General features: G+C 49.9%; 19 protein-coding genes. 5 read left to right on the forward strand and 14 right to left on the reverse strand.

The annotated features are described in order from the left end of the window. Positions 1-7 precede the first annotated feature (7 nt). Both NOG13_RS09080 and NOG13_RS09085 read right to left on the reverse strand, forming a co-directional pair. Positions 8-1,543, reverse strand: a complete 1,536-nt coding sequence (locus NOG13_RS09080) for a carboxylesterase/lipase family protein (protein ID WP_283110225.1) — start codon at positions 1,541-1,543, stop codon at positions 8-10. Further along, positions 1,536-2,771: an MFS transporter gene (locus tag NOG13_RS09085; RefSeq protein ID WP_283110226.1), complete on the reverse strand. Its 1,236-nt coding sequence runs from the start codon at positions 2,769-2,771 to the stop codon at positions 1,536-1,538. The genes NOG13_RS09080 and NOG13_RS09085 overlap by 8 nt, the downstream gene beginning before the upstream one ends. 317 nt (positions 2,772-3,088) lie before the next feature. On the opposite strand from NOG13_RS09085, the gene NOG13_RS09090 reads away from it, so the two are divergent. Further along, positions 3,089-4,636: a carboxylesterase/lipase family protein gene (locus tag NOG13_RS09090; RefSeq protein ID WP_283110227.1), complete on the forward strand. Its 1,548-nt coding sequence runs from the start codon at positions 3,089-3,091 to the stop codon at positions 4,634-4,636. 178 nt (positions 4,637-4,814) lie between these two features. On the opposite strand, the gene NOG13_RS09095 is transcribed toward NOG13_RS09090, so the two are convergent. The 10 genes from NOG13_RS09095 to NOG13_RS09140 form a co-directional block, all read right to left on the reverse strand. Then, positions 4,815-5,627, reverse strand: coding sequence for an alpha/beta hydrolase (locus NOG13_RS09095; protein ID WP_283110228.1), 813 nt, complete (start codon positions 5,625-5,627; stop codon positions 4,815-4,817). Further along, positions 5,624-6,061 (reverse strand): Fe-S cluster assembly sulfur transfer protein SufU, encoded by a 438-nt coding sequence (gene sufU / locus NOG13_RS09100; RefSeq protein WP_283110229.1) that lies wholly within the window; start codon positions 6,059-6,061, stop codon positions 5,624-5,626. Before sufU ends, NOG13_RS09095 begins: the two co-directional genes overlap by 4 nt. Continuing rightward, positions 6,051-7,235 (reverse strand): aminotransferase class V-fold PLP-dependent enzyme, encoded by a 1,185-nt coding sequence (locus tag NOG13_RS09105; RefSeq protein WP_416201411.1) that lies wholly within the window; start codon positions 7,233-7,235, stop codon positions 6,051-6,053. The genes sufU and NOG13_RS09105 overlap by 11 nt, the downstream gene beginning before the upstream one ends. Before the next feature lie 25 nt (positions 7,236-7,260). Beyond that, complete coding sequence (locus NOG13_RS09110) at positions 7,261-8,358, reverse strand: SufB/SufD family protein (RefSeq protein WP_283110231.1); 1,098 nt, start codon at positions 8,356-8,358, stop codon at positions 7,261-7,263. A gap of 11 nt (positions 8,359-8,369) precedes the next feature. Next, positions 8,370-9,782, reverse strand: a complete 1,413-nt coding sequence (gene sufB / locus NOG13_RS09115) for a Fe-S cluster assembly protein SufB (protein WP_283110232.1) — start codon at positions 9,780-9,782, stop codon at positions 8,370-8,372. 20 nt (positions 9,783-9,802) lie between these two features. Further along, positions 9,803-10,546 carry a Fe-S cluster assembly ATPase SufC gene (sufC, locus tag NOG13_RS09120; protein WP_283110233.1) on the reverse strand — a complete coding sequence of 248 codons (744 nt, stop codon included), beginning with the start codon at positions 10,544-10,546 and terminating at the stop codon, positions 9,803-9,805. 111 nt (positions 10,547-10,657) lie between these two features. Beyond that, on the reverse strand, positions 10,658-11,128 hold the full coding sequence (locus NOG13_RS09125; RefSeq protein WP_283110234.1) for a helix-turn-helix transcriptional regulator: 471 nt from the start codon (positions 11,126-11,128) through the stop codon (positions 10,658-10,660). A gap of 164 nt (positions 11,129-11,292) precedes the next feature. Continuing rightward, positions 11,293-11,445: a hypothetical protein gene (locus NOG13_RS09130; RefSeq protein WP_283110235.1), complete on the reverse strand. Its 153-nt coding sequence runs from the start codon at positions 11,443-11,445 to the stop codon at positions 11,293-11,295. 12 nt (positions 11,446-11,457) lie between these two features. Further along, on the reverse strand, positions 11,458-11,592 hold the full coding sequence (locus NOG13_RS09135; protein ID WP_283110236.1) for a hypothetical protein: 135 nt from the start codon (positions 11,590-11,592) through the stop codon (positions 11,458-11,460). A gap of 95 nt (positions 11,593-11,687) precedes the next feature. Then, positions 11,688-12,542 (reverse strand): pyridoxamine kinase, encoded by an 855-nt coding sequence (locus tag NOG13_RS09140; RefSeq protein WP_283110237.1) that lies wholly within the window; start codon positions 12,540-12,542, stop codon positions 11,688-11,690. 428 nt (positions 12,543-12,970) lie between these two features. Between NOG13_RS09140 and spoIVB the strand changes: the two genes are divergently transcribed. The 3 genes from spoIVB (at position 12,971) to rlmD (ending at position 16,977) form a co-directional block, all read left to right on the forward strand. After that, entirely contained in the window at positions 12,971-14,203 is a 1,233-nt protein-coding gene (spoIVB, locus tag NOG13_RS09145) for a SpoIVB peptidase (protein WP_283110238.1), read from the forward strand. A 117-nt stretch (positions 14,204-14,320) separates the two neighbouring features. Beyond that, the gene (spo0A, locus tag NOG13_RS09150) at positions 14,321-15,097 is read left to right on the forward strand and encodes a sporulation transcription factor Spo0A (protein ID WP_283110239.1); all 777 of its coding nucleotides are present in this window, start codon (positions 14,321-14,323) and stop codon (positions 15,095-15,097) included. A 512-nt stretch (positions 15,098-15,609) separates the two neighbouring features. Further along, the gene (gene rlmD / locus NOG13_RS09155; protein ID WP_283110240.1) at positions 15,610-16,977 is read left to right on the forward strand and encodes a 23S rRNA (uracil(1939)-C(5))-methyltransferase RlmD; all 1,368 of its coding nucleotides are present in this window, start codon (positions 15,610-15,612) and stop codon (positions 16,975-16,977) included. Between the two features lie 433 nt (positions 16,978-17,410). On the opposite strand, the gene NOG13_RS09160 is transcribed toward rlmD, so the two are convergent. Then, entirely contained in the window at positions 17,411-18,601 is a 1,191-nt protein-coding gene (locus tag NOG13_RS09160; protein WP_283110241.1) for an IS256 family transposase, read from the reverse strand. 24 nt (positions 18,602-18,625) lie between these two features. Between NOG13_RS09160 and NOG13_RS09165 the strand changes: the two genes are divergently transcribed. After that, on the forward strand, positions 18,626-19,027 hold the full coding sequence (locus NOG13_RS09165; RefSeq protein WP_428849322.1) for a transposase: 402 nt from the start codon (positions 18,626-18,628) through the stop codon (positions 19,025-19,027). A gap of 142 nt (positions 19,028-19,169) precedes the next feature. Here NOG13_RS09165 and NOG13_RS09170 read toward each other — a convergent pair whose 3' ends face one another. Continuing rightward, entirely contained in the window at positions 19,170-20,708 is a 1,539-nt protein-coding gene (locus tag NOG13_RS09170) for an alpha-amylase family glycosyl hydrolase (protein WP_283110242.1), read from the reverse strand. Between the last annotated feature and the right edge of the window lie 22 nt (positions 20,709-20,730).

Here is a 20,730-nt window from a genome sequence, read left to right on the forward strand (position 1 = left end):
AGTTTCGTTACATGGATTTGATTTTTTCTTCTTCCCGTTTCATGAGGAATTTTAGAATCGGAGATGGGCCGCCCTGCTCCATTTGCGGGACATCGCCGAAAAACATGGAATTCGGGTTTTCAAGCGTGTATGGCTTCCATTCAGGCATCGGCGTTCCGTCGGCGTCAAGGCCGTTCGGGTCGCCGGTTTTTGCAAAGTTGGTCCAGTAGTTGCACATCATGCGGGCAAGGTCATAGTGTTTTCCCTTGAACGGGCGCCAGCATTTTGCCAGCGTTTCAAAGGTAAACCACAGCTCGGAAGAATGGAACGCACCCGCGTCGTCTCCCGGTATTTCAGGCCCAAACCGGCTGACATATGTAACTGCTTTGCCATCCTTGGCACGCATCTCGGCCCATGTTTTGTTGGCCAATTCACTGAGGTTGTACGTTCCGTTTTTCCTCATGGTTGCGATGTCGCCGGTATTCTGCGGGTCACAGATTCTGCGGTATTCCGCGGCATCTTTGCCGTAGCGCTTTTGGGCATAAGCCTCGAATTCTTCCAAAGAGTTGAAATGCGGTTGAATAACCAGTTCATTCGTTGTGTTGTTGACAAGAATGGGAACATCAATTTCATGCCCGTTCCGATAAGCAACTGCGGGATCCTCGGGGAGGTACCATCCGTCGACGGTCGGTCCCCACCAGTAGCCGAACTTGTTCATGAATTCCATTGATTTTTCACAAACGGTGCGGGCATCAATCCTGCGCGCTTCGGCAATGGATTGAACGCCGAGAAATTCAAGGAACTTTACGCCCACTTTTTCCGCTTCATGGAGCGGAGCATAACCGCCGCGGCGGTAGGTCGGAGAGATGCCGCCGCCGCTCTGGACAATGGCACGCCGGAACAGGCCGCGGTTCAGCGGAGACGAAAGATGGCAGACGACGCTGCGGCCGCCGGCCGACTGTCCAAAAATCGTGATGTTTTCAGGGTCACCGCCGAAATTCGCAATGTTGCGTTTCACCCACTGAATTCCCGCACGCTGGTCGAGAAGGCCGTAATTGCCGCTTGCGTGGTTCGGGCTTTCTGCGGTCAGTTCAGGGTGAGCCAAAAAGCCGAAGCCGTTCACGCGGTAGTTGACGCTGACAAACACCACGCCGCGCCGCGCAATGCGCTCACCGTCAAACTCCATTTCCGCAGTGTAGCCGCCTACCATGCCGCCGCCGAAAATCCAAACCATAACCGGGAGCTTTTCATTTCCTGTTTTGGCGGGCGTCCACACATTCAGGTAGAGGCAGTCTTCATCCATCGGAATTTCGGGGTCTACATGCCATTCCTTGTTGTAAAGAGCATTCGGATCACCGAGGCCGGGAGTACTCTGCATGGAAATCGGGCCGAAATGGTCGGCCAGAAGCACACCCTCCCAGTTCTTCACCGGCTGTGGAGCGCGCCAGCGCAAATCGCCCACCGGCGGCGCTGCGAACGGGATGCCTTTGAAAGCTGTTATTCTCGGGTCGGCTGCAGGAATACCCCGCACCCTTCCGTTTTCCGTATTTGTTTCTCTAAGCATCAGTATCTCCTCCCTCTGGACTTAAAGGTGAAGCTTCTATGTTTTCCACTGCGATATCTTTCTGCTTTTTCTGGTAGTAATTAAACAACACACACCCTGCAAGGAGCAGCACACCGGTGAAGAAGAAAGCAGCTTCGCAGCCGAATGAAGCGGCAATCACGCCGCTGATTGCCGGGCCGATGCCTTGACCGATATCTGCGCCGATGTAGAAGGTACCCGCGGCAACGCCGCTGCGCTCAGGTCCGGCCTTTTTGATGCACTCAGCCTGAAGCGAAACCTGCCCGCCGCCCTGACCTGCCGCCTTAAGTGCCGCAGCAACCAAGAGCATGGCGAGGGAAGTGCTTTTGCCGAGAAGCACCATGGCCGCAAACGAGGCGATGAGGGAAAAGTTAACTATGCCGGTAATGCCTTTTTTATCTGCGATTTTCCCAATGGAAAGGCGCATTCCAAACAGCACAATTGCCGAAACGGTGAAAAACACGGCATAATTCGGAATATTGCGGCTTTCGCAGAACGTTTTCAGAAATGCATTCACAACGCCGTTTGAGAACGAGAACAAGCTCCCGATGACGGCGTACATCAGCACATCGGTTGCGATAATCCTTTTCGGCGAAAGCATGGCAGCAAAGGAGTCCGGTTTCTTCTCCTTTGCAGGCTCCTGATATCGGAAAAAGCAGAGTCCGATGGTTGCGACAGCCGTAAGCGCAAAAATAATCAGAAACAGAGTCTCGTAGCCGTACTTCTCCTGAATTGCCGCTCCCATGCCCGGGCCGACAGCCGACGCCAGAATCTGTCCCAGGCCGTAATAACCGAGGCCTTCCGCCATTCTGTCATGCGGAATACAGAAGGAAACGAGTGCAATGTTTACCGTACTGCTGACGCCGAACGCTGCACCGTGGAGGATGCGCACCGCAAACATGCAGGGAATATTCGGCGCAAAAGCATACCCAAGGGCAGTCGATGCTATGACACCCGTTGAAATAATACAGATTTTTTTCTTATTGTAGAAGTCTGAGGCAGCACCCGCAAATGGGCGCATCATTAATGCGGCAATGGAATAAATTCCCGAAATCAGGCCTGCAACGGAAAGGGTTGCGCTCAAGTGTGTGACAGAGTAGTCCACCACCATGGTGTACACCATATTGAAGCCGAATCCCGTAATGCAGCTGATGACGATGAGAAAAATGAACTTTCCATTCCACAGTTTTTCTTTTGCTTTCTTTTCCATAGATCTATCCTTTCAGCGTTGTAATAGAAATCAGTTGCTAAAGAGTTTTGTGAATTGTAAGGATATGTTTAGCGGTATTGTTTAGCACATTTCAATAGATATTATACTGGATTGCAAAACAAATCGCAATTGTTTTTCTAAAAATTGTATAATTTACTGCAAAATATTAAAAAATTTATTGACTTTTACCATAAAATTAAACTATAATTATTGCAGGTATAATTTTGCTCCATACATAGTAAATTTTTGCATGATATTAGAACTCAAGAACGTAAAGCGCTAATTTGCTAAATCGTTTATTTTAGGGAGGCATCGAATTGTTAAGAAAAGTTACGGTAGAAACAGGCGTTGTAGAAGGTATTCCGGCGGCGGACCCGAGAATAACGGTTTTTAAGGGGATTCCCTTTGCGGCTCCGCCTGTTGGAGAACTGCGCTGGCGCGCTCCGCAGCCCGCCAAACCCTGGGTTGGCGTCTTGAAAGCAGACCATTTCGGCCCTATCGCTATGCAGGAGGTTCCCGGCAAAGACCCAAATGCTTTCTACTCCAAAGAATGGCACGTTGACCCCGATATTCCCATGAGCGAAGACTGCCTGCAGTTAAATGTCTGGACACCGGCAAAAACAGGCGATGAGAAGCTCCCTGTTATGGTGTGGATATATGGAGGCGGGTTACAGTGCGGCTACCCGGCTGAAATGGAGTTCGACGGAGAAAGAATCGCGCGCCGCGGTGTTGTATTTGTCAGCGTAAATTACCGCGTGAATGTTTTCGGGTTCTTTGCTCACCCGGAACTCACGAAAGAATGTGGTGACGAGTGCTGCACCAATTTCGGTCTACTCGACCAGCTTGCAGGAATCAAATGGGTAAAGCGCAATATTGCGGCATTTGGCGGTGACCCGAATAATATCACCATCGGCGGTCAGTCTGCCGGAGGCGGAAGTACAACCGCTCATATCTGCTCGGAGATGTCTGCCGGCTACTTCCAGAGGGCAATCATCCAAAGCGGCGGCGGATTTGCTAAGGGATTCAATCAGGGATACGCGACCCTCGAAGAGGCCGAACAAATTGGCTGCGAATTTTTGAAATTTCTCGGTGTCTCCAGCATCGAAGAAGCACGCAAAATTGACGCCAAAACTCTGTTCCAGAAATCGGTCGAGTTCCCTGCGCCGAGGAAAGACACTCATGCCTTTGAAATGAAATGGAACATAGTAATTGACGGCAAATTCTTGAAAGAAGACCCGGTTCAGACTATCCTGCACAACAGAAGGAGCCAAGTAGATATTCTGATGGGCAATACCCTTGCGGAATTCCTTGCTACACCGCAGGTAAAAACCGTTCAAGAGTTCAAACAGTATGCGGAAGAGAATTACGAAGAAGATGCGGAAACATTCTTGAAACTCTGCGGATACCCGAATGCCGATTTGGAAACGATGCGCCAAAAAGCGACCATAAACAATTTTGAAATCGGCAACCTCATTTGGGCACGGCTGAATTATGAACTCGGCTGCAAACCGATTTACTTCTATCGGTTCAACCCGGAAATTCCGGGTGACGACGCCGGTTCCTTCCATTCTTCTGATCTTTGGTTCACCTTTGAAACCCTGGCAAAATGCTGGCGTCCATTCAAGGGAAAACACTACGACCTTGCCCGCATGATGTGCAACTACTGGACCAACTTTATGAAAACCGGCAACCCGAACGGTCTTGACGCCGACGGAACGCCGATGCCCGAATGGAAACCCTTCACGAAAGACAATGAACGTGCCATGTATTTCGGCGATACGCCGCACATGGATACGGAAGGCTACAGTGATGTGGAAACGCTGACCTTTGAGCATCTTTACAAGAAGTGGAAAGCTTCCATATAAACTGTTTCTCCCTCAAGAGCCGATGGCTTCTTACTTATCAAACTTATCCCAAGAAAACGGTATCTGCCCCAACACAGATACCGTTTTCTTCGTGATTTTTCCATGCAAAAAACTCCCAAGAACACATTCAGCGTTCTTGGGAGTTTTTTCTTATGTATTTCAAACCGTTCTTCGCATTTCAGCGGAAAATTTGGAACAAATCGTCCAGCCATTCGGCCGCGAGGTCAAACCAATGCGCTGCGTGCGGATTTTCACTGCCTACTTCCGCATTGCACATCGACAATCCGTGTCTGCCCTTCTGGAAGAGGTGACACTCAAACGGAACGTGATTCTTCTGGAGGGCTTCCGCAAACATCATTGCGTTTTCGACCGGCACGAGTTCATCTTCAATCGTGTGCCAGAGGAAGGCCGGCGGTGTGTTGGGCGTAACGTGTTTTTCCAGTGAGAAGAGTTCCACCATTTCAGGGCTCATGTCCTGCCCGCAGACATTGTGAGCCGTATCATGCTCGGTCTTTTCGCCGCAGGTCAACACGGCGTAGCAAAGAATCATCGCGTCCGGACGGTTCTTGCCGCCCTTCGTGTCAATTCTCGCCTTGAGTTCCGGTGCATCCCACAGGGTTCCGAGGCTGGCAGCAGCATGTCCGCCTGCCGAGAAGCCCATAACCGCGATTTTGTCCGGAATCACATGCCATTCCGCGCTGTTCTCGCGAATCTTCATCAAAGTCAGAGAGCCGTCGATGAGCGGGCGAAGGTCACTGGCATTGTCGCGGATGGAATAGTACAGGATAAACACCTGATAGCCGCGCGCAAACAAAGCCATTGCGGGCGGATCGGCCTCCCGCTGCGACAGAAACTGATAAGCTCCGCCCGGGTAAACGACTACACACGGGCGGTCAACGCCCTGCGGCATTTCATCGGGAATCGGATCGTGCAGATAACCGATCACTTGGGCGTTACTTTCTGGATTTGGACGAAACGAAACGATTTTCATGACTCTTTCTCCCCCGTTATAGCATTCTCGAGTGTATGCCACCCCAGCACAGCGCATTTCACGCGTGCGGGCATGTGCGAAATATCCCGCAGGGCAATGGCTTCGTCAAGAACTTCAAGCTCGCGCTCGTCGGTAATCTCATTTTTAATCATGCCGAAAAACGTCTTTGCAAGCTTCAGCGCTTCTTCCGTCGTCTTGCCTTTGATGAGGTCAATCATAATGGAAGCCGAAGCCTGCGAAATCGCGCAGCCGATTCCGGTAAAACCGGCGTCTTCAATGACGCCGTCCTTCTCGCGAAGCTCGAGCGTTATCTCGTCGCCGCAGCTCGGGTTGACACCCTTCAGCGTGACTGTCGGATTTTCAATGTGGTGCTTGTTGCGGTTCGATTTGTTGTGCTCGGTAAGGATTTCCGTATAAATCTGGTTAAGCTCCAAGGCCAAGCCACCCCCTGACTTTCTTAAGACTATCGAGGAAAATGTCAATATCCTCTTTTGTGTTGTAAAAATACAGGCTTGCGCGGCACGTTGCGTTCACTTTCAGATATTCCATCAAAGGCTGCGCGCAATGGTGGCCGGCGCGGATTGCAACGCCGTTCATATCGAGAATGCTCGCAACATCGTGCGGATGAACGTCGTCCACATTAAACGAAATCACCCCGCAGCGGTTTTTGCGGTTGTCCGTTCCGCCGTGAACCGTGAGGTGCGGAATTTTCGCCATTCCGTCGAGCGCGTAGTTCAAAAGCTCCTGCTCGGTCTTTTGAATCCGCTCATATCCGACGGACTGAAGGTACTTGATAGCAGCTTCCAGCCCGACTGCGCCGCCGACATTCTGCGTGCCGGCTTCAAACTTCTGCGGCAGGGGTGCAAAAGTTGCATCCTGCTCATGCACATATTCAATCATTTCGCCGCCGCTCAAGAACGGAGGCATGTTGTTCAGAATTTCTTCTCTGCCGTAAAGGACGCCGATACCCATTGGCGCCATCATTTTATGGCCGGAGAACGCCATGAAATCCGCTCCGAGTTTCTGCACGTTGACCGGCATGTGCGGAATGCTCTGCGCGCAGTCCAAAACGACCACGGCACCGACGGAATGTGCTTTCTCGGCGATTTTCTTTACGGGGTAAACCGTGCCGAGCACATTCGAGACATGCGCAAGGGCAACGATTTTTGTTTTGGAAGTGATTTTCTCCTCAATATCCTCGTCGGAAAGTTTTCCGGTTTCGTCTGGGTAGAGATAAACGAGCTTCGCACCCTTTGCCCGCGCAACCATCTGCCAAGGCACAAGGTTGCTGTGATGTTCGCTGACGGGAAGGATGATTTCGTCGCCTTCCTTTACGAACGTCAAGCCGTAGCTGTAAGCGACAAGGTTCAGCGACTCGCTCGCGTTTCGGGTAAAGATGACTTCGCAGTCTTTCTCTGCGCCGATAAACTCCGCCACCGTATGGCGCGCGTCTTCATACCGCTGGGTCGCCTCGACGCTTAGGCCGTAGAGGCCGCGGTGCGGGTTGGCGTTCTGCGTGCGGTAAAACTCTTCGACCGCATGCAGGACCGGAAGCGGCCGCTGACTGGTTGCGGCATTATCGAGATAAACGAGGCGATGGCCGTTCATTGACTCGTTCAGGATTGGAAAATCCTTAACCCATGGATTCAAGACCGCTCAGCCTCCCTTGCACATACTCCATCACTGCCGTCCGAAGCGATTCGTCCGGGATTCTGTCGGTAACCGGGCGGAACTGCGCTTCAATCAACAGCTTCTTTGCCTCAAGCTCGCTCAGGCCGCGCGACATAAGGTAGAACAGCGTATTTTCACCGATTTTTCCGGTGGAAGCGCCATGCCGCCCGTCCACATCTTCCTCCGCGCACAAAATCAGCGGAGCGGTTTTGTTGCGCACCTTCGGGCTGAACAGCAGGTTGTATTCACTCTCATGTCCAACGGCCCGTTTTGAGCCGCGCTTAAAATCAATCGTTCCGCGGAACGTCTTTTCGCTTTCGTGGAGCAGGGCGCCCGTTACATGGATTTCACTATTGGTTTTGCGCCCATAATGCTCCGCAACGTAGTTCATGTCAATGGAACGGCTTCCGTCGCCGAAATAAATCGTATCCATGACAAGGCTGCTTTTTTCGCCATCCAGCCGCGTTTTCACGCCGGAAAGCGCTGTTTTGCCTCCTACCTCAGCCTGAATGACGTCGATTTTTCCGCCTTCTTCCGCGAAGGCACCAACATTGTCAAAATGCGTGCAGGATTCGCCGAGAAGCTGCACCTGCACGAGGTGAATCACAGCGCCCTTCGCCGCGTAAAGCCTCGTGAGGCCACCGTGAAATTGCGCGAAATCTCCCTCGGAGCGGTAGCTCATCACAACGGTCAGTTCACTGTTTTCCTCCGCCGTAATGTCAACGGCATCGGCAAGAGTCGGGTTTTCCCCGTTCAGGCAAAAGTCCAGTTTTACGGGTTCCGAGGCTTTCACTCCCGCCGCGACGCGCAGCGAAAGACCGTAGGTTTGGTTGGAACGCACGAAATCCTCCGCGCTTTCCCCCATGCCCGTTTCCAGCTCCGGCTTCGGGAACGGCAGAACGGAAACGCTCACGCCGTCCGGAAGTGCGGAAAGCGGTTCTCCGGAATATGGCGCAAAACTGAGGTCTTTTGTTTCAAGATTCCGATAATTGATACCCAGCCGGTTCCATGTTGGGGTCGGCAGGGTGTTGATTTGTTTCAAAGCAAGGTCCATAATCATTCGTCCACCGCTCAGCCGATGGCACCCTCCATTTCCAGCTTGATGAGGTTGTTCATTTCCACCGCATATTCCACCGGAAGCTCCTTGGCGATAGGCTCCGCAAAACCGGTAACAATCATCGCCTTCGCGTCTTCCTCGGAAATACCGCGGCTCATTAAGTAAAAAATCGCTTCGTCGCTGATGCGGCCGATTTTTGCTTCATGACCGATTTCAACGTCGTCATTGCGGATATCCATGACCGGAATCGTGTCGGAACGCGATATGTCGTCGAGCATGAGGGATTCGCAGTTGACGGCGGAACGGCAGCCGTATGCCTGCGGCAGCACCTCAACGGAGCTGCGGTATGTGCAGACGCCGCCGTCTTTGGAAATGGACTTTGTGTTGATGTTGGAATAGGTATGCGGAGCGGCATGCACAACCTTAGCACCGGTGTCGAGGTTTTGTCCCTTTCCGGCAAACGTGATGCCGGTAAACTCCATGCGGGAGTTTTCCCCCTTCAGGATGCTCATGGGGTACAGATAGGAAACATGGGAACCGAACGAACCGGAAACCCATTCTATGGTTCCGCCCTCTTCCACTAGCGCGCGCTTTGTGTTGAGGTTATACATATTCTTGGACCAGTTCTCGATGGTAGAATAGCGCAGGCGCGCGTTCTTTGCAACATAAAGCTCCACGCAGCCGGCGTGAAGGTTCGCAACGTTGTATTTCGGTGCGGAGCATCCTTCGATGAAGTGAAGGTCTGCGCCTTCGCCGAGAATAATCAGCGTGTGCTCGAACTGCCCCGCTCCCGGCGCGTTGAGGCGGAAGTAGGATTGCAGCGGAATTTCCACCTTCACATGCGGCGGGACATACACGAACGAACCGCCGGACCAAACGGCGCCGTGCAGCGCAACAAACTTGTGGTCGGTCGGCGGTACAAGCTTCATGAAATGCTCGCGCACCATCGGCCCGTACGTCGGGTCGTGGATGGCAGATTCCATGTCGGTGTAAACGACGCCCTGACGCTTGACCTCCTCGCGGACGTTGTGGTACACGACTTCCGAGTCATATTGCGCGCCGACGCCTGCGAGCGACTTTTGTTCCGCCTGCGGAATACCGAGGCGTTCAAACGTGTTCTTGATGTCTTCCGGCACCTGCGCCCAATTTCCGCGCATCGGCGTGTTGGGGCGGATGTACGTAACGATATTATCCATATTGAGGCCTTCCAGCGAAGGGCCCCAATTCGGATTTTCCATGCTGTTGTAAATCTTCAGCGACTTCTGGCGGAATTCGCGCATCCAGTCGGGATCGTTTTTCTGGTCTGAAATTTCGGAAACGATTTCCGGCGTCAGGCCGCCTTCCACCTGATAAGCTGCATTGACTTTATCTTTAATATCATAAATGGTGCGGTCAATATCTTGGACCGCTGCCTTTTTTCTTTCCATGCTGTCTTTCCTCCAGGCCCTCAGACCGCCGCAGCGGAAATCTGCTGAAAGCCGTTGCGGTTGATTTCATCCACAAGGCTGCTGTCTCCGGTTCTGACGATGCGACCATCCATCAGGATGTGCACATAGTCCACCGTAAGAGCCTCAAGAATCTTTGTGTTGTGCGTGATGATGAGGAGCGAATGCTGCCCATCGTTCATATAGTTTTCAACGCCCTGCGACACAGTACGCACAGCGTCAACATCGAGGCCGGAATCGGTCTCGTCAAGGATCGCGAGCTTCGGATTGCTCATGAGCATCTGAAGAATCTCCGATTTTTTCTTTTCGCCGCCGGAGAAGCCGACATTCAGGTAACGGGATGCGTATTCCGCATCCATGTTAAGCATCTGCATTTTCTCGGCAAGCTCTTTCTTGTAGGCGAACAGCTTGACAGGCTTGCCCGTCAGCGCAAGGCGCGAAGTGCGCATGAAACTCTCGAGCGTCACGCCCGGCACTTCCTCCGGATTCTGGAACGACAGGAACAGCCCCGCCTTTGCGCGCTCGTTTGCCGGCGCATGGGTAATGTCTTTCCCGTCGAACACAATGGAGCCTTCCTCCACTTTGTACTGCGGATGGCCCATAATGGTATTTACTAGCGTAGATTTTCCCGCTCCGTTCGGGCCCATGAGAACGTGCACTTCGCCCTCGCCCACGCTCAGATTCAGCCCGTTCAGAATCGTTGTTCCATCAACGCTTACTTTTAAATTCTTTACTTCCAGCAACATATCTGCACCTCTATGGGATTTCTCCCTTTAATGTATACTAAATTAATGTACGTTTTCATTATAGCAGGAAATCCCTGCATTTCAAGCGAGAAACAGCGGAATATTCGTTTTTCAGGGGATTTCTGACGCATCGCACCCCAGAATTTCGGCGATCTTCTCCGTTTGTTCGCGCGTGGGGCTCTTTTCGTAATTTTCCCAGGAAAAAAGTTCCTGCTGCGTGACGCCGATGCGCTGTGCGAGTTCTTGCCTTGTCATTCCCGCTGCGGTGCGGTAAATCTCCAATTTTTTGTAGCGCTCGAGCAAATGCGCCATGTGCTTCTCCCGGTCAATCAAAAGCGGGCACCCGTTGTGAAGCATCAGCTCACAGGCAGTTCCGTCTTCCCTCTGAATCACCGGGCGACCGTTCGCATCCGTACCGAGGCGGTAATGTTTCGGCAGAACATAATCGTGGCCGCCATCATCCTTTCCGCGGCTGGTCGGGTCGGAATCATCCCACGGCAGCAGAGAAACGCTTTCTCCCACGCAGGTCGGGTCGAGCGAGGAATAGCAGTTGATTTTGTAAATGGTGACGATTTCACTCATACGGGCAGTCCCCTTTTTCACTTCTTTATTATGCCATTATGCCAATGTATTATAGCACAATTCCGCAATACCGAAAACACATCGCAAAACGTGCATTTTTGTGGCAGAAACGAACGAAAAAGCGGCGAAAATGTATCCGCGATACATCCCGCCGCTGTTGTGTTTTACATAAGTCCTGCTTTCTTTTTTCCGGATTTCGCCTTCCCTTGAATTTCCGGCACGGGAGGTACTTCGTTTTTCGGGAAATGTGTAATCCGGTTGCTCTTGGTGCCGTGGGGTGCCTTCGGGTCCGGTCGTCTCATTCCAGCTTTCGCCATGATTCTGCCTCCTTACACATCGTGACGCGGGGCTGACTGTTTTTTCGCTGTTTTGGAACGATTTTGATTTTCGCGCGTCAGCGGTGTCTGCCCGTTCGCCTTTTCCTCCCGAACTCCCTTCGGGTCCGGCTGACTGTCTTTCGGCATGCAACCACCTCCGCCGGATAGTATTCACTCCGGCGTGCCGGCTATTCTCCCGGGCAATCGGCATTTTTCGGCAGAAAATTCAGCGATGCTGCTTTTTATTTCAAAAGGCCGAGGCGTTTCGTATATTCCGGCAAACCGGCTTCAAAATTCACACCGAAGCGAATGTCCGTCCCCGCTTCCTTGGTACGCCGGATGCTTTCGGCCGTAAAGTCTGCGGCAATCTGCGCCGAGTCGCGAAGCGAAAGGCCGCGGAGGAAAGCGCCGAGCAGGGCACTGGCAAAGACGTCGCCCGTACCGTGGTAGGAGCCTTCGATGCGCCGGCTCATGGCGTATCCGGTCTCGCCGGACTCCGCATCGTAAACCGCACAGCCGAGGTGCTCCGGTTCCGTCCAGACACCCGTGAGAACGATGCGGCGCGGCCCAAGGTCAGCAAGGCCGTGCAGGACATGGTCGATATATGCTTTGTCGTATGGTCCCTCGCGGTAAGGCTCGTTCAGAAGAAATGCCGCTTCCGTCAAATTCGGCAGAATAACGTCCGCTTTCGCGCAGAGATTCGCCATTCCCTGCGGAAAATCGCTGCGGAACGACGCATACAGTTTTCCTCCGTCCGCCATGACGGGGTCAATGCAGACAAGCGTATGTTCGTTTCGGAATTCGGAAATAATCTGTGAAACAAGCTCCAATTGTTCAAAGGAGCCGAGATAGCCCGTGTAAATGGCGTCAAACTGCAAACCGAGAGAACTCCAATGCCGCACAATGGCGGGAATATCTTCTGTCAGGTCGCGAAAGGTATATCCGGTAAAACCGCCGGTGTGCGTGGAGAGAACTGCCGTCGGCAGGGCCACTGTTTCCGCCCCTGCCGCCGATAGAATCGGCAGCGCAACCGTCAGAGAACACTTTCCGAAGCAGGAAAGGTCATGGATGGCCATTACTCGTTTCTGATAATTCATGGAAAAATCACGGCTTTCCGTGTAAATTTGCGCTTGCCTTCGTTTTGGCAAGCGCTTTTCTTTTTCCCATCATAATGAAAAACTGACTTGGTGAAAAGCCGCAGTTTATAAAAATTTTACCAGTACAGCTTATTAATTTCTGCCTGCCGCTGCAAACCCAGTCAGATTCTCCCTATTTTTGTGTGAAATTGCAGGTGCTGTTTCCAATTTAGCTTGGGAGAAATAAAATTGGCGGCACTTTTTTGTCTTTGCCGGTACTGTCTTTTCGATTTCATGCGTGCAAATATTTTCTTTTTATTTCCGCAATCGAAAAGCAAAAACACATTTTCCCTGCGGATTTGCCGGATTGTTCTTGCAGATGAAATCGCTGACATCATAAATCAATATTCGTCGGGCAGAGTAATAACGCGGTGCAGGGAGGTGAAGTTTTGAAAAAAGCATTAAAAAAACTGACCGCATCCGCTGTAACCCTTGGGCTTCTTTTTACGGCAGTCCTCGGAACGGCGGATTATCTCACGCCCGACTCCTACACAGTTGTGGAAGGAACCAGCCCCACTTGGGGTTCGGGAGCTTTTTCTCTTTTGAAAAATGGTCCCGTGCAGGCTTCCGCCAGCACAGGAGACACGTATCCCAAGACTTATTCTGCGCAGCTCATGCTTTACAATACGATTCCGATTAAAACCGTAACCGTTAACGTAGTCGACAGCAATTCAGTCGTTCTTTGCGGCATGCCGTTTGGCATAAAAATGTTTACCAACGGCGTCGTCGTTGTCGGCATGGCTGATGTAAAAACGTCTGTCGGAACCATGAATCCGGCCTCGGAAGCCGGTCTGAAAACCGGCGATATCATTCTTTCCATTAACGGCACAACAATGAATACCAACCTTGAAGTCGAGAAGGCCATAGAAAATTCCAACGGTCAGCCACTGAAATTCACGATCAACCGCGACGGCAAAAAAATTTCAGCCACCGTTCGGCCGGTCCGTTCCGAATCGGACGGGCAATATAAAATCGGTCTCTGGGTACGTGACAGCACCGCAGGAATTGGAACTTTGACATTTTACGACCCTTCTGGCAATTGCTTTGCAGGCCTCGGGCACGGCATTTGTGACGCTGACACCGGCAAACTGATGCCGCTGCTCAGTGGAGACATTGTCCCCGTTACAATCAGTGGTGTGACAAAAGGCACAAAAGGCACGCCGGGAGAACTTCGGGGGTACTTCACCGATGAAACGGCAGAAGGGAGCCTCTGCGCAAATGTTGAAACAGGTGTCTATGGGCTCATGAAAAAACCTGTTCATGGTCAGACGATGAAAGTCGCCATGAAACAGGATGTAAAAACAGGCCCGGCGAAAATCTATGCAACAATCAGCGGTGACAAACCGCAGTATTTTGATATTGAAATTGAAAAAATCGACTACCGCGATGACGTGAAAACCAAAAATCTAGTCATCTGCGCAACCGACCAGAAGCTCCTCACGCAAACCGGCGGTATCGTCCAAGGCATGAGCGGCAGCCCAATTATCCAGAACGGCAAACTCGTTGGTGCAGTGACCCATGTTTTTGTCAATGACCCGACGCACGGCTACGGCATCTTTGCCGAAAACATGCTTGTAGAATCTAGGTCGATTGCCGCTCAGCAGAGCGATCTCGCTTCTTAAATTGTCTCTCAGTTGGATTTTTCCCCATAAATCAAAAAAATATTGAAATAACTCTTGCCATTTTTACCAATATATGGTATTATAACAGCATAAACAAACATGTAAGGGGAGACAAAGATGGAAAAGCGCATTAAATTACTGATTGCAAACAATACCGCTGAGTTTCGCAACGACATCGGTCGTGTTTTCGAGAATTCTGGCATGGAAGTATCCTATGTGCCGAAAGATGGAATGGAATTGCTGGAAAAAATTAAGACGACTTGCCCAGATGTTGTTCTTTCTAATCTCTTCATGCCACGGCTCGATGGAATCGGCGTAATGAAGGCTGTTCGTGCGAAGCAGCCCGACCATATGCCGATGTTCGTGATTGTCTCAAACTTTACAAGCCCAACTCTGGAGCGTGAAGTTATGATGTCCGGTGCATCCTATTTTGCGATTGCACCGTTTGACGCAGCCGACCTTGCCGACAGGATTCTGCAGCTTTGCGGCATCAATGAAGTGCCGCACGCAAAAACTCAGGAATCGCCGGCAGAGGAAGAACCCACGCTCAAGATTCAGGTCACCGAGATTCTGCATCAAATCGGTGTTCCTGCACACATCAAGGGTTACCACTATCTGCGCGATTCCATCATTATGGCAATCGAAACCCCAGATATCATCAACGCTGTGACAAAGCAACTTTACCCCGGCGTTGCAAAGCGCTATGGGACAACTGCTTCCCGTGTGGAACGGGCAATCCGCCACGCAATTGAGGTGGCATGGGACCGCGGCGATGTGGATGTTCTCAACTCCTATTTTGGCTATACAATCCACAACACGCGCGGCAAACCGACCAACAGCGAATTCATTGCGATGATTTCAGACAGACTTCGTTTGCATATGAAGACAGCTTAACGCTGTGCGCAAACCCATACTAGCTCCCTTGTTTGATCGGAACCCCCTGTCAAGCAAGGGAGCCATTCTTATATCTGTAAGAATAAATAAAATTTGTATTGAATCGACGTTAATTTCGTATATTTCATTATACTCAGAGGAAAAACAAAAGCCGGTCCATGACCGGCTTTTGTTTTTGGGGAGGAGTTGTATTGAAAAGGTGTGGCTCCATGCCACAGGACTTGTACTCATATAAAGCTAGGAAACATCAAGGTTAAGCTTGATTTTCTGACCACATTATAAGGCACCCTGCGTAACCTGTCAACACTTTAACATGCCATTCCGCCAGATTCTCCCCTTTGTATAAAATGCGTTTCTCAGAATGTTTTTTTTCGTTGTAATTTTCTTATATTTGATAATTTGCATAATCATATGACACGTTCACTTTCTATTATTTTTCTCCTGTGCACATACAGTTGTAATCCCGCGACGGCAATGGTAAACTAGGAGAAAACACATAAGCTGGAGGATATATGGAACTCAAAAAAAATCAAATTATCCCATTGGATATTACAGGATATACGGCAGAAGGCAACGGCGTAGGCCATTACCACGGCATAGCAATTTTTGTGCCGCTCGCCGCAGCAGGCGACAAGCTGGAAGTGAAAATCCTCAAAGTTGCGAAATCATATGCTTACGGCAAGATTGAAAAAATCATTTCTCCCTCAAAGGACCGAATCCCCGTAGATTGCCCGCAGTTTGCTCGGTGCGGCGGATGCACCTATCGCCACATCTCGTATGAGGCGGAATTGGCCGCAAAACAGCAGCGTGTGCAGGACGCTCTGGAACGCATCGGAGGTCTGCATTATGCCGTGCTGAAGCCGATCATCGGCGCAGATGAACCGGACCGCTACCGCAACAAGGCGCAGCTTCCCATCGGAGAAGGGACAAACGGAAACATTTCGCTCGGCTTCTATGCCGTACACAGCCACCGCATCATCAACTGCGAAGAATGCCTGCTCCAGCCGGAGGAATTCACCGCGGCGATGAAGGCTTTCCGCGAATGGGCCGGCGAAACGCGCGACAGCGTCTATGATGAATCCACCGGGCGCGGCCGCCTGCGCCATCTGTTCCTGCGCAAAGCTCAGACAACCGGCGAAATTATGGCCTGTGTTGTGGTAAACGGAAACGGCGTGCATAACGAAGAGAAACTTGCCGACCTGCTCGAAAAGCGAGTGCCGGGATTGAAAAGCTTTGTCATCAACGTAAACCGCGACAAGACAAACGTGATTCTCGGCAAAAAATTCCGCACCGCTCGCGGGCAGGACTACATTACCGATATTCTCTGCGGCCTGCGGTTCCGCATCTCTCCCCAATCGTTCTATCAAGTGAACCCGCGTCAGGCGGAACGTCTCTACAATCTGGCCGGAAAATACGCCGGACTGACCGGTGAGGAAACGGTTCTGGACCTCTATTGCGGCACCGGAACCATCGGGCTTTCCATGGCAAAGCAGGCCAAACATGTAATCGGCGTGGAAGTTGTGGAGCAGGCCGTGGAAGACGCGAAGAAAAACGCTGAGGAAAACGGCATCGAAAACGCGGAATTTCTGTGCGCTGACGCTGCAAAAGCGGCAGATATGCTGAAAAACCGCGGCGTTCGTCCCGACGTGATTGTTCTTGACCCGCCGCGCAAGGGCTGCGATTCCGCGCTGATTGAGACGGTTGCGGAAATGGCGCCGGAACGCGTTGTCTACGTTTCCTGCGACCCCGCCACTTTGGCCCGCGACATCAAGCTGTTTGCGCTTCACGGATATAAGGTCATGGAAGCTACACCTGTTGACATGTTCCCAAGGACGGCGCATGTGGAGTGCGTGACATTGATGTCAAAGGTTGAGAAATAAAAAACTGAAAAGCTTGTAAATAAAGGGTTTCCAGACATTAGGTTTTTCTCACGGTTACTTTGCCGGAAGAGATAATGTCAGGAAACCCTTATTTTTATTGTTTGCGGTAACATATCAACTGCCATGAAAATATAGAGTTGAGTAACCGGATTAGATAACGGCTATTTTTTCGGGGGTTGAGGAGACAAGATAGATGTTATACTGAAGTAATTAATAGTATGTTTTTGCAAACAGTCCTTATTTTATTGGAACACTTAGAAATGTTCTTTAACAGTTAATGAAGGTAATAATTAAAAAGCATTACTTGATACAATATAACTTTTTAAGCGATTGTTTTTAGATTAAGTCTATATAATGGTGTAAAAAGCCCCGTGTCAAGAAAATTTCGCAAAATCAATCTATGCCGTCAGTTTGGCCGTCAGTTTGCCAGTAGCTAGCTAGCAGAATGTTGTTGCATCAGTTCCATCTGGAATAGGTGTTCCATGTTGAGATACCTCTTCGTTCCCCATGCAGAAGCTGCCACATAACGAAGTCGTGCACAGACCAGCATCAAAGCACTATTGCCATCCGGGAAAGCACCTATTACTTTCGTTCGGCGTTTAATCTCTCGATTGATGCGTTCAGTTACATTATTCGTACGAATTCTGGTCCAGTGCTCTGTTGGAAAGTCCATGTAAGTTAGAGTTTCATCAACACTTTCTTCGACCTTTTTAGCTGCCGCAGACAATTTCATTTCACGAAGTTTAGCTGCAACTGAAGCAGCTTTTTCGCGGGCAGCTTCTTTACTTTCCTGGGCATGAATTGCTTTGAGCATTAACGTGACTGAGCGCATTTTGTTTTTCGGTGTAACACGAAAGATATTGCGATAAAAGTGAACGGTACAACGTTGATATTTGGCATCGGGGAAGACTTCTGGAATGGTTTCTAACATTCCAAGACACTTATCTCCAATAATAAGGCGAACGCCCTTTAATCCGCGTTCTTTTAGGCCGACAAAGAAGTTTTTCCAACTTTCTTTATCTTCCTTCATACCTTCCGCAGCGCCAATGATTTCTCGATATCCATGACGGTTTACGCCAATGGCAACGAGTACAGACACATTCTGTATTTCGCCACCCCAACTGCGCTTGAGATAAATACCATCAACATAAACGTACGGATACTCCTCTAAAAGAGGACGTTGACGCCATTGTTCAATATGTCCATAGGCTTTTTTGTTAAGATTACTAATTGTTCCCGGAGACACCTTTGTACCCCAGAGAGCCTCAGTGATATCTTCCACACGGCGTACTGAAACACCTGCGAGATACATCTCAATCAGCGCTTCTTCTACAGAGCATTCCCGCCGTTTGTAGCGTTCAATAATGGCTGTCTCAAACTGGATACCCTTCAGCTTTGGAACCCTGAGTTTTACATTTCCGGATGTCGTAGAAAAGTTTCGCTCATAATGGCCGGAGCGATACCCCTTTCGGTCGCCAGAGCGTTCATATCGCTCGGCATTAACAAGCTCATCAGCTTCATGGTCGAGTAGTGCATTCAGTGTTTCTTCCACACTACTACGGACAAGATCTTTAAGATTATTCTTTATCAGGTCTTCGTTTAGTTGTATAATATTATCAGACATAGTTTATTGCCTCCTTGGTAGATTTTGTATGGTAACTTTATTTTACCGACGGCAATCGACTATGTCTACTTTTTTGCTTCAATTAATTTTGCGAAACTTATTATACGTTATCCAAAACAGTTGTCGGAGCAATATGGGAAGCGGTTTCCCAAAGCAATCGAGCTTCTGGAAGACGGGCTGGAGGACTCACTGGCTTTCTATGCATTCCCCGAGCTTGATGCCCGTAAAATCTCATCGACCAATATGCTGGAACGGCTGAACAAGGAAATCCGGCGCAGAACCAACGTCGTCGGGATATTCCCAAACAAAGATTCCTATCTGCGGTTGGTTACAACATATCTCATGGAATACGCTGAAGACTGGTCCGTTTCCAGAGCATATTTGAATCCCAAATCGATTCAGACACTTCTGCTAAGCGCAGCTTAATTCATTTCGTGGAGTCCCCAAATTGCGAACTTCTCTTGACATAGCCTACAAAAAACGCTGTACATAAAATAAAAAGGATTATGCTGCAGCATAACCCTCATAAAATGAAAACTCAATTATATATGTTTATAATCATCCCGTCTCAAATCACAAATACACTGGCGGACTGAGCCGGGACAACAATGCCGTTATCTTCATACCTTGCGGAACCGTTTAATTGATAAATACAGGTGCCCAGTGCCTTACAACAATCCACCTTATGTTCCTCAGCCGAAGGATTAAGAATAACCAGCAAGGTCTCGTCACCGGAAGAACGGGTATACATCAAAGGATAACCTGTATGAACAAACTTAATTTCACTGTAATTTTGCAGGGCAGGATGTTGCATTCGCATGTTAATAAGCCTTTTTACCTCGCTTCTGAGGGAATTCGGATCCGCCATCTGGGCAGCGGCAGTGGGACGGTCCGCTGCATTGTCAAGCGGTATATAAAGTTTTTCTTCCGGAGCAGTGGAAAAACCGGCGTTTTTGCTGTCATCCCACTGCATGGGAGAACGGGAACCGGTTCGCTTATAACCGCCTTCAACAGAATTCAGCCCTTCCACATAACGCATGCCGATCTCGTCACCATAATATATGTAAGGTGCGCCAGGCATGGTAAGAAGGAAAGCGAAGGCTATTTTAAGCTCATCACCGTGTAATGATCTTGCCAGACGGTCCATGTCATGATTTCCCGAAGGAATGCAAATAAGTCCTCTATCCTTTGATTTGTTATAGTATTCCATGTATTTTTCAACAAAGGCAGCCGCATTACCTTTTCCCCGGGCGGAAAAATAAGGCTCATCGCAGCGGAATAAATCGTTATAATGGGAAGGGCCGAAATGAAGCAGAAAATCCATATGAAATCCTCCCCGAAGCGATTTGTCCGGTTCTCCCCATTCCGAAATTATTGCGGCTTCCGGAAACTCTTCATCAAGAAAAGCTCTAACCTTCTGCCACAAGGCAATATTGCCCTTTCCTTCCTGATCGTTCTTGACCAGAGAGCCCGCCATGTCCACTCTAAATCCGTCGCAGCCACGGGAAAGCCAAAAACGCATTACATCCATCATAGCCTGCAGGGTCTTTTGTGGCCCTTCTGCATCCATGGGCTGCTGCCACGGCTTTTCGGGTTTATAAAAGCCATAATTCAGTGCAGGCTGATGGGAAAAGAAATTCACTATAACAGAACCTTCTCTTTCAGATATGCCGCGAAGGAAACCATAACCGGTCAGGCTATCCCAAAGGTCATCGGTCCATATATACCGATCGGTATATTCATTTCTTGCAGCCTTCATCGAAGCCTTGAACCATGGATGTTCCCATGACGTGTGTCCCGGTACCAGATCAAGAATAATATGCATCCTGCGTTTATGTACCTCTTCAAACAGTCTGATTAAATCGTCATTTGTCCCATAGCGTGGCGCCACTTTGTAATAATCAGCCACGTCATAACCGGCATCAAGAAAAGGCGATACAAAACAGGGATTCATCCATATGGCATTGCAGCCTAAATCTGCAATGTAATCCAGTTTATTGATTATACCCGGAATATCACCAATACCGTCACCGTTACTGTCAAAGAAAGACTGCGGATAAATCTCATAAAATACAGCGTTATCTAACCAGTCGGGATGTTTGCTCATTAAATTTCCTCCTAACTACCAT

Origin of the sequence: Thermocaproicibacter melissae, from assembly GCF_024498295.1 — a bacterium.
Lineage (GTDB): Bacteria > Bacillota > Clostridia > Oscillospirales > Acutalibacteraceae > Thermocaproicibacter > Thermocaproicibacter melissae.

What these genes read in the sequence shown, in the direction of transcription:
- NOG13_RS09080 (WP_283110225.1), bottom strand. Translation starts at nt 1,543, where the DNA reads ATGCTTAGAGAAACAAATACGGAAAACGGAAGGGTGCGGGGTATTCCT.
- NOG13_RS09085 (WP_283110226.1), bottom strand. Translation starts at nt 2,771, where the DNA reads ATGGAAAAGAAAGCAAAAGAAAAACTGTGGAATGGAAAGTTCATTTTT.
- NOG13_RS09095 (WP_283110228.1), bottom strand. Translation starts at nt 5,627, where the DNA reads ATGAAAATCGTTTCGTTTCGTCCAAATCCAGAAAGTAACGCCCAAGTG.
- NOG13_RS09105 (WP_416201411.1), bottom strand. Translation starts at nt 7,235, where the DNA reads ATGAACGGCCATCGCCTCGTTTATCTCGATAATGCCGCAACCAGTCAG.
- NOG13_RS09110 (WP_283110231.1), bottom strand. Translation starts at nt 8,358, where the DNA reads ATGATTATGGACCTTGCTTTGAAACAAATCAACACCCTGCCGACCCCA.
- sufB (WP_283110232.1), bottom strand. Translation starts at nt 9,782, where the DNA reads ATGGAAAGAAAAAAGGCAGCGGTCCAAGATATTGACCGCACCATTTAT.
- sufC (WP_283110233.1), bottom strand. Translation starts at nt 10,546, where the DNA reads ATGTTGCTGGAAGTAAAGAATTTAAAAGTAAGCGTTGATGGAACAACG.
- NOG13_RS09125 (WP_283110234.1), bottom strand. Translation starts at nt 11,128, where the DNA reads ATGAGTGAAATCGTCACCATTTACAAAATCAACTGCTATTCCTCGCTC.
- NOG13_RS09130 (WP_283110235.1), bottom strand. Translation starts at nt 11,445, where the DNA reads ATGGCGAAAGCTGGAATGAGACGACCGGACCCGAAGGCACCCCACGGC.
- NOG13_RS09135 (WP_283110236.1), bottom strand. Translation starts at nt 11,592, where the DNA reads ATGCCGAAAGACAGTCAGCCGGACCCGAAGGGAGTTCGGGAGGAAAAG.
- NOG13_RS09140 (WP_283110237.1), bottom strand. Translation starts at nt 12,542, where the DNA reads ATGAATTATCAGAAACGAGTAATGGCCATCCATGACCTTTCCTGCTTC.
- spo0A (WP_283110239.1), top strand. Translation starts at nt 14,321, where the DNA reads ATGGAAAAGCGCATTAAATTACTGATTGCAAACAATACCGCTGAGTTT.
- rlmD (WP_283110240.1), top strand. Translation starts at nt 15,610, where the DNA reads ATGGAACTCAAAAAAAATCAAATTATCCCATTGGATATTACAGGATAT.
- NOG13_RS09160 (WP_283110241.1), bottom strand. Translation starts at nt 18,601, where the DNA reads ATGTCTGATAATATTATACAACTAAACGAAGACCTGATAAAGAATAAT.
- NOG13_RS09170 (WP_283110242.1), bottom strand. Translation starts at nt 20,708, where the DNA reads ATGAGCAAACATCCCGACTGGTTAGATAACGCTGTATTTTATGAGATT.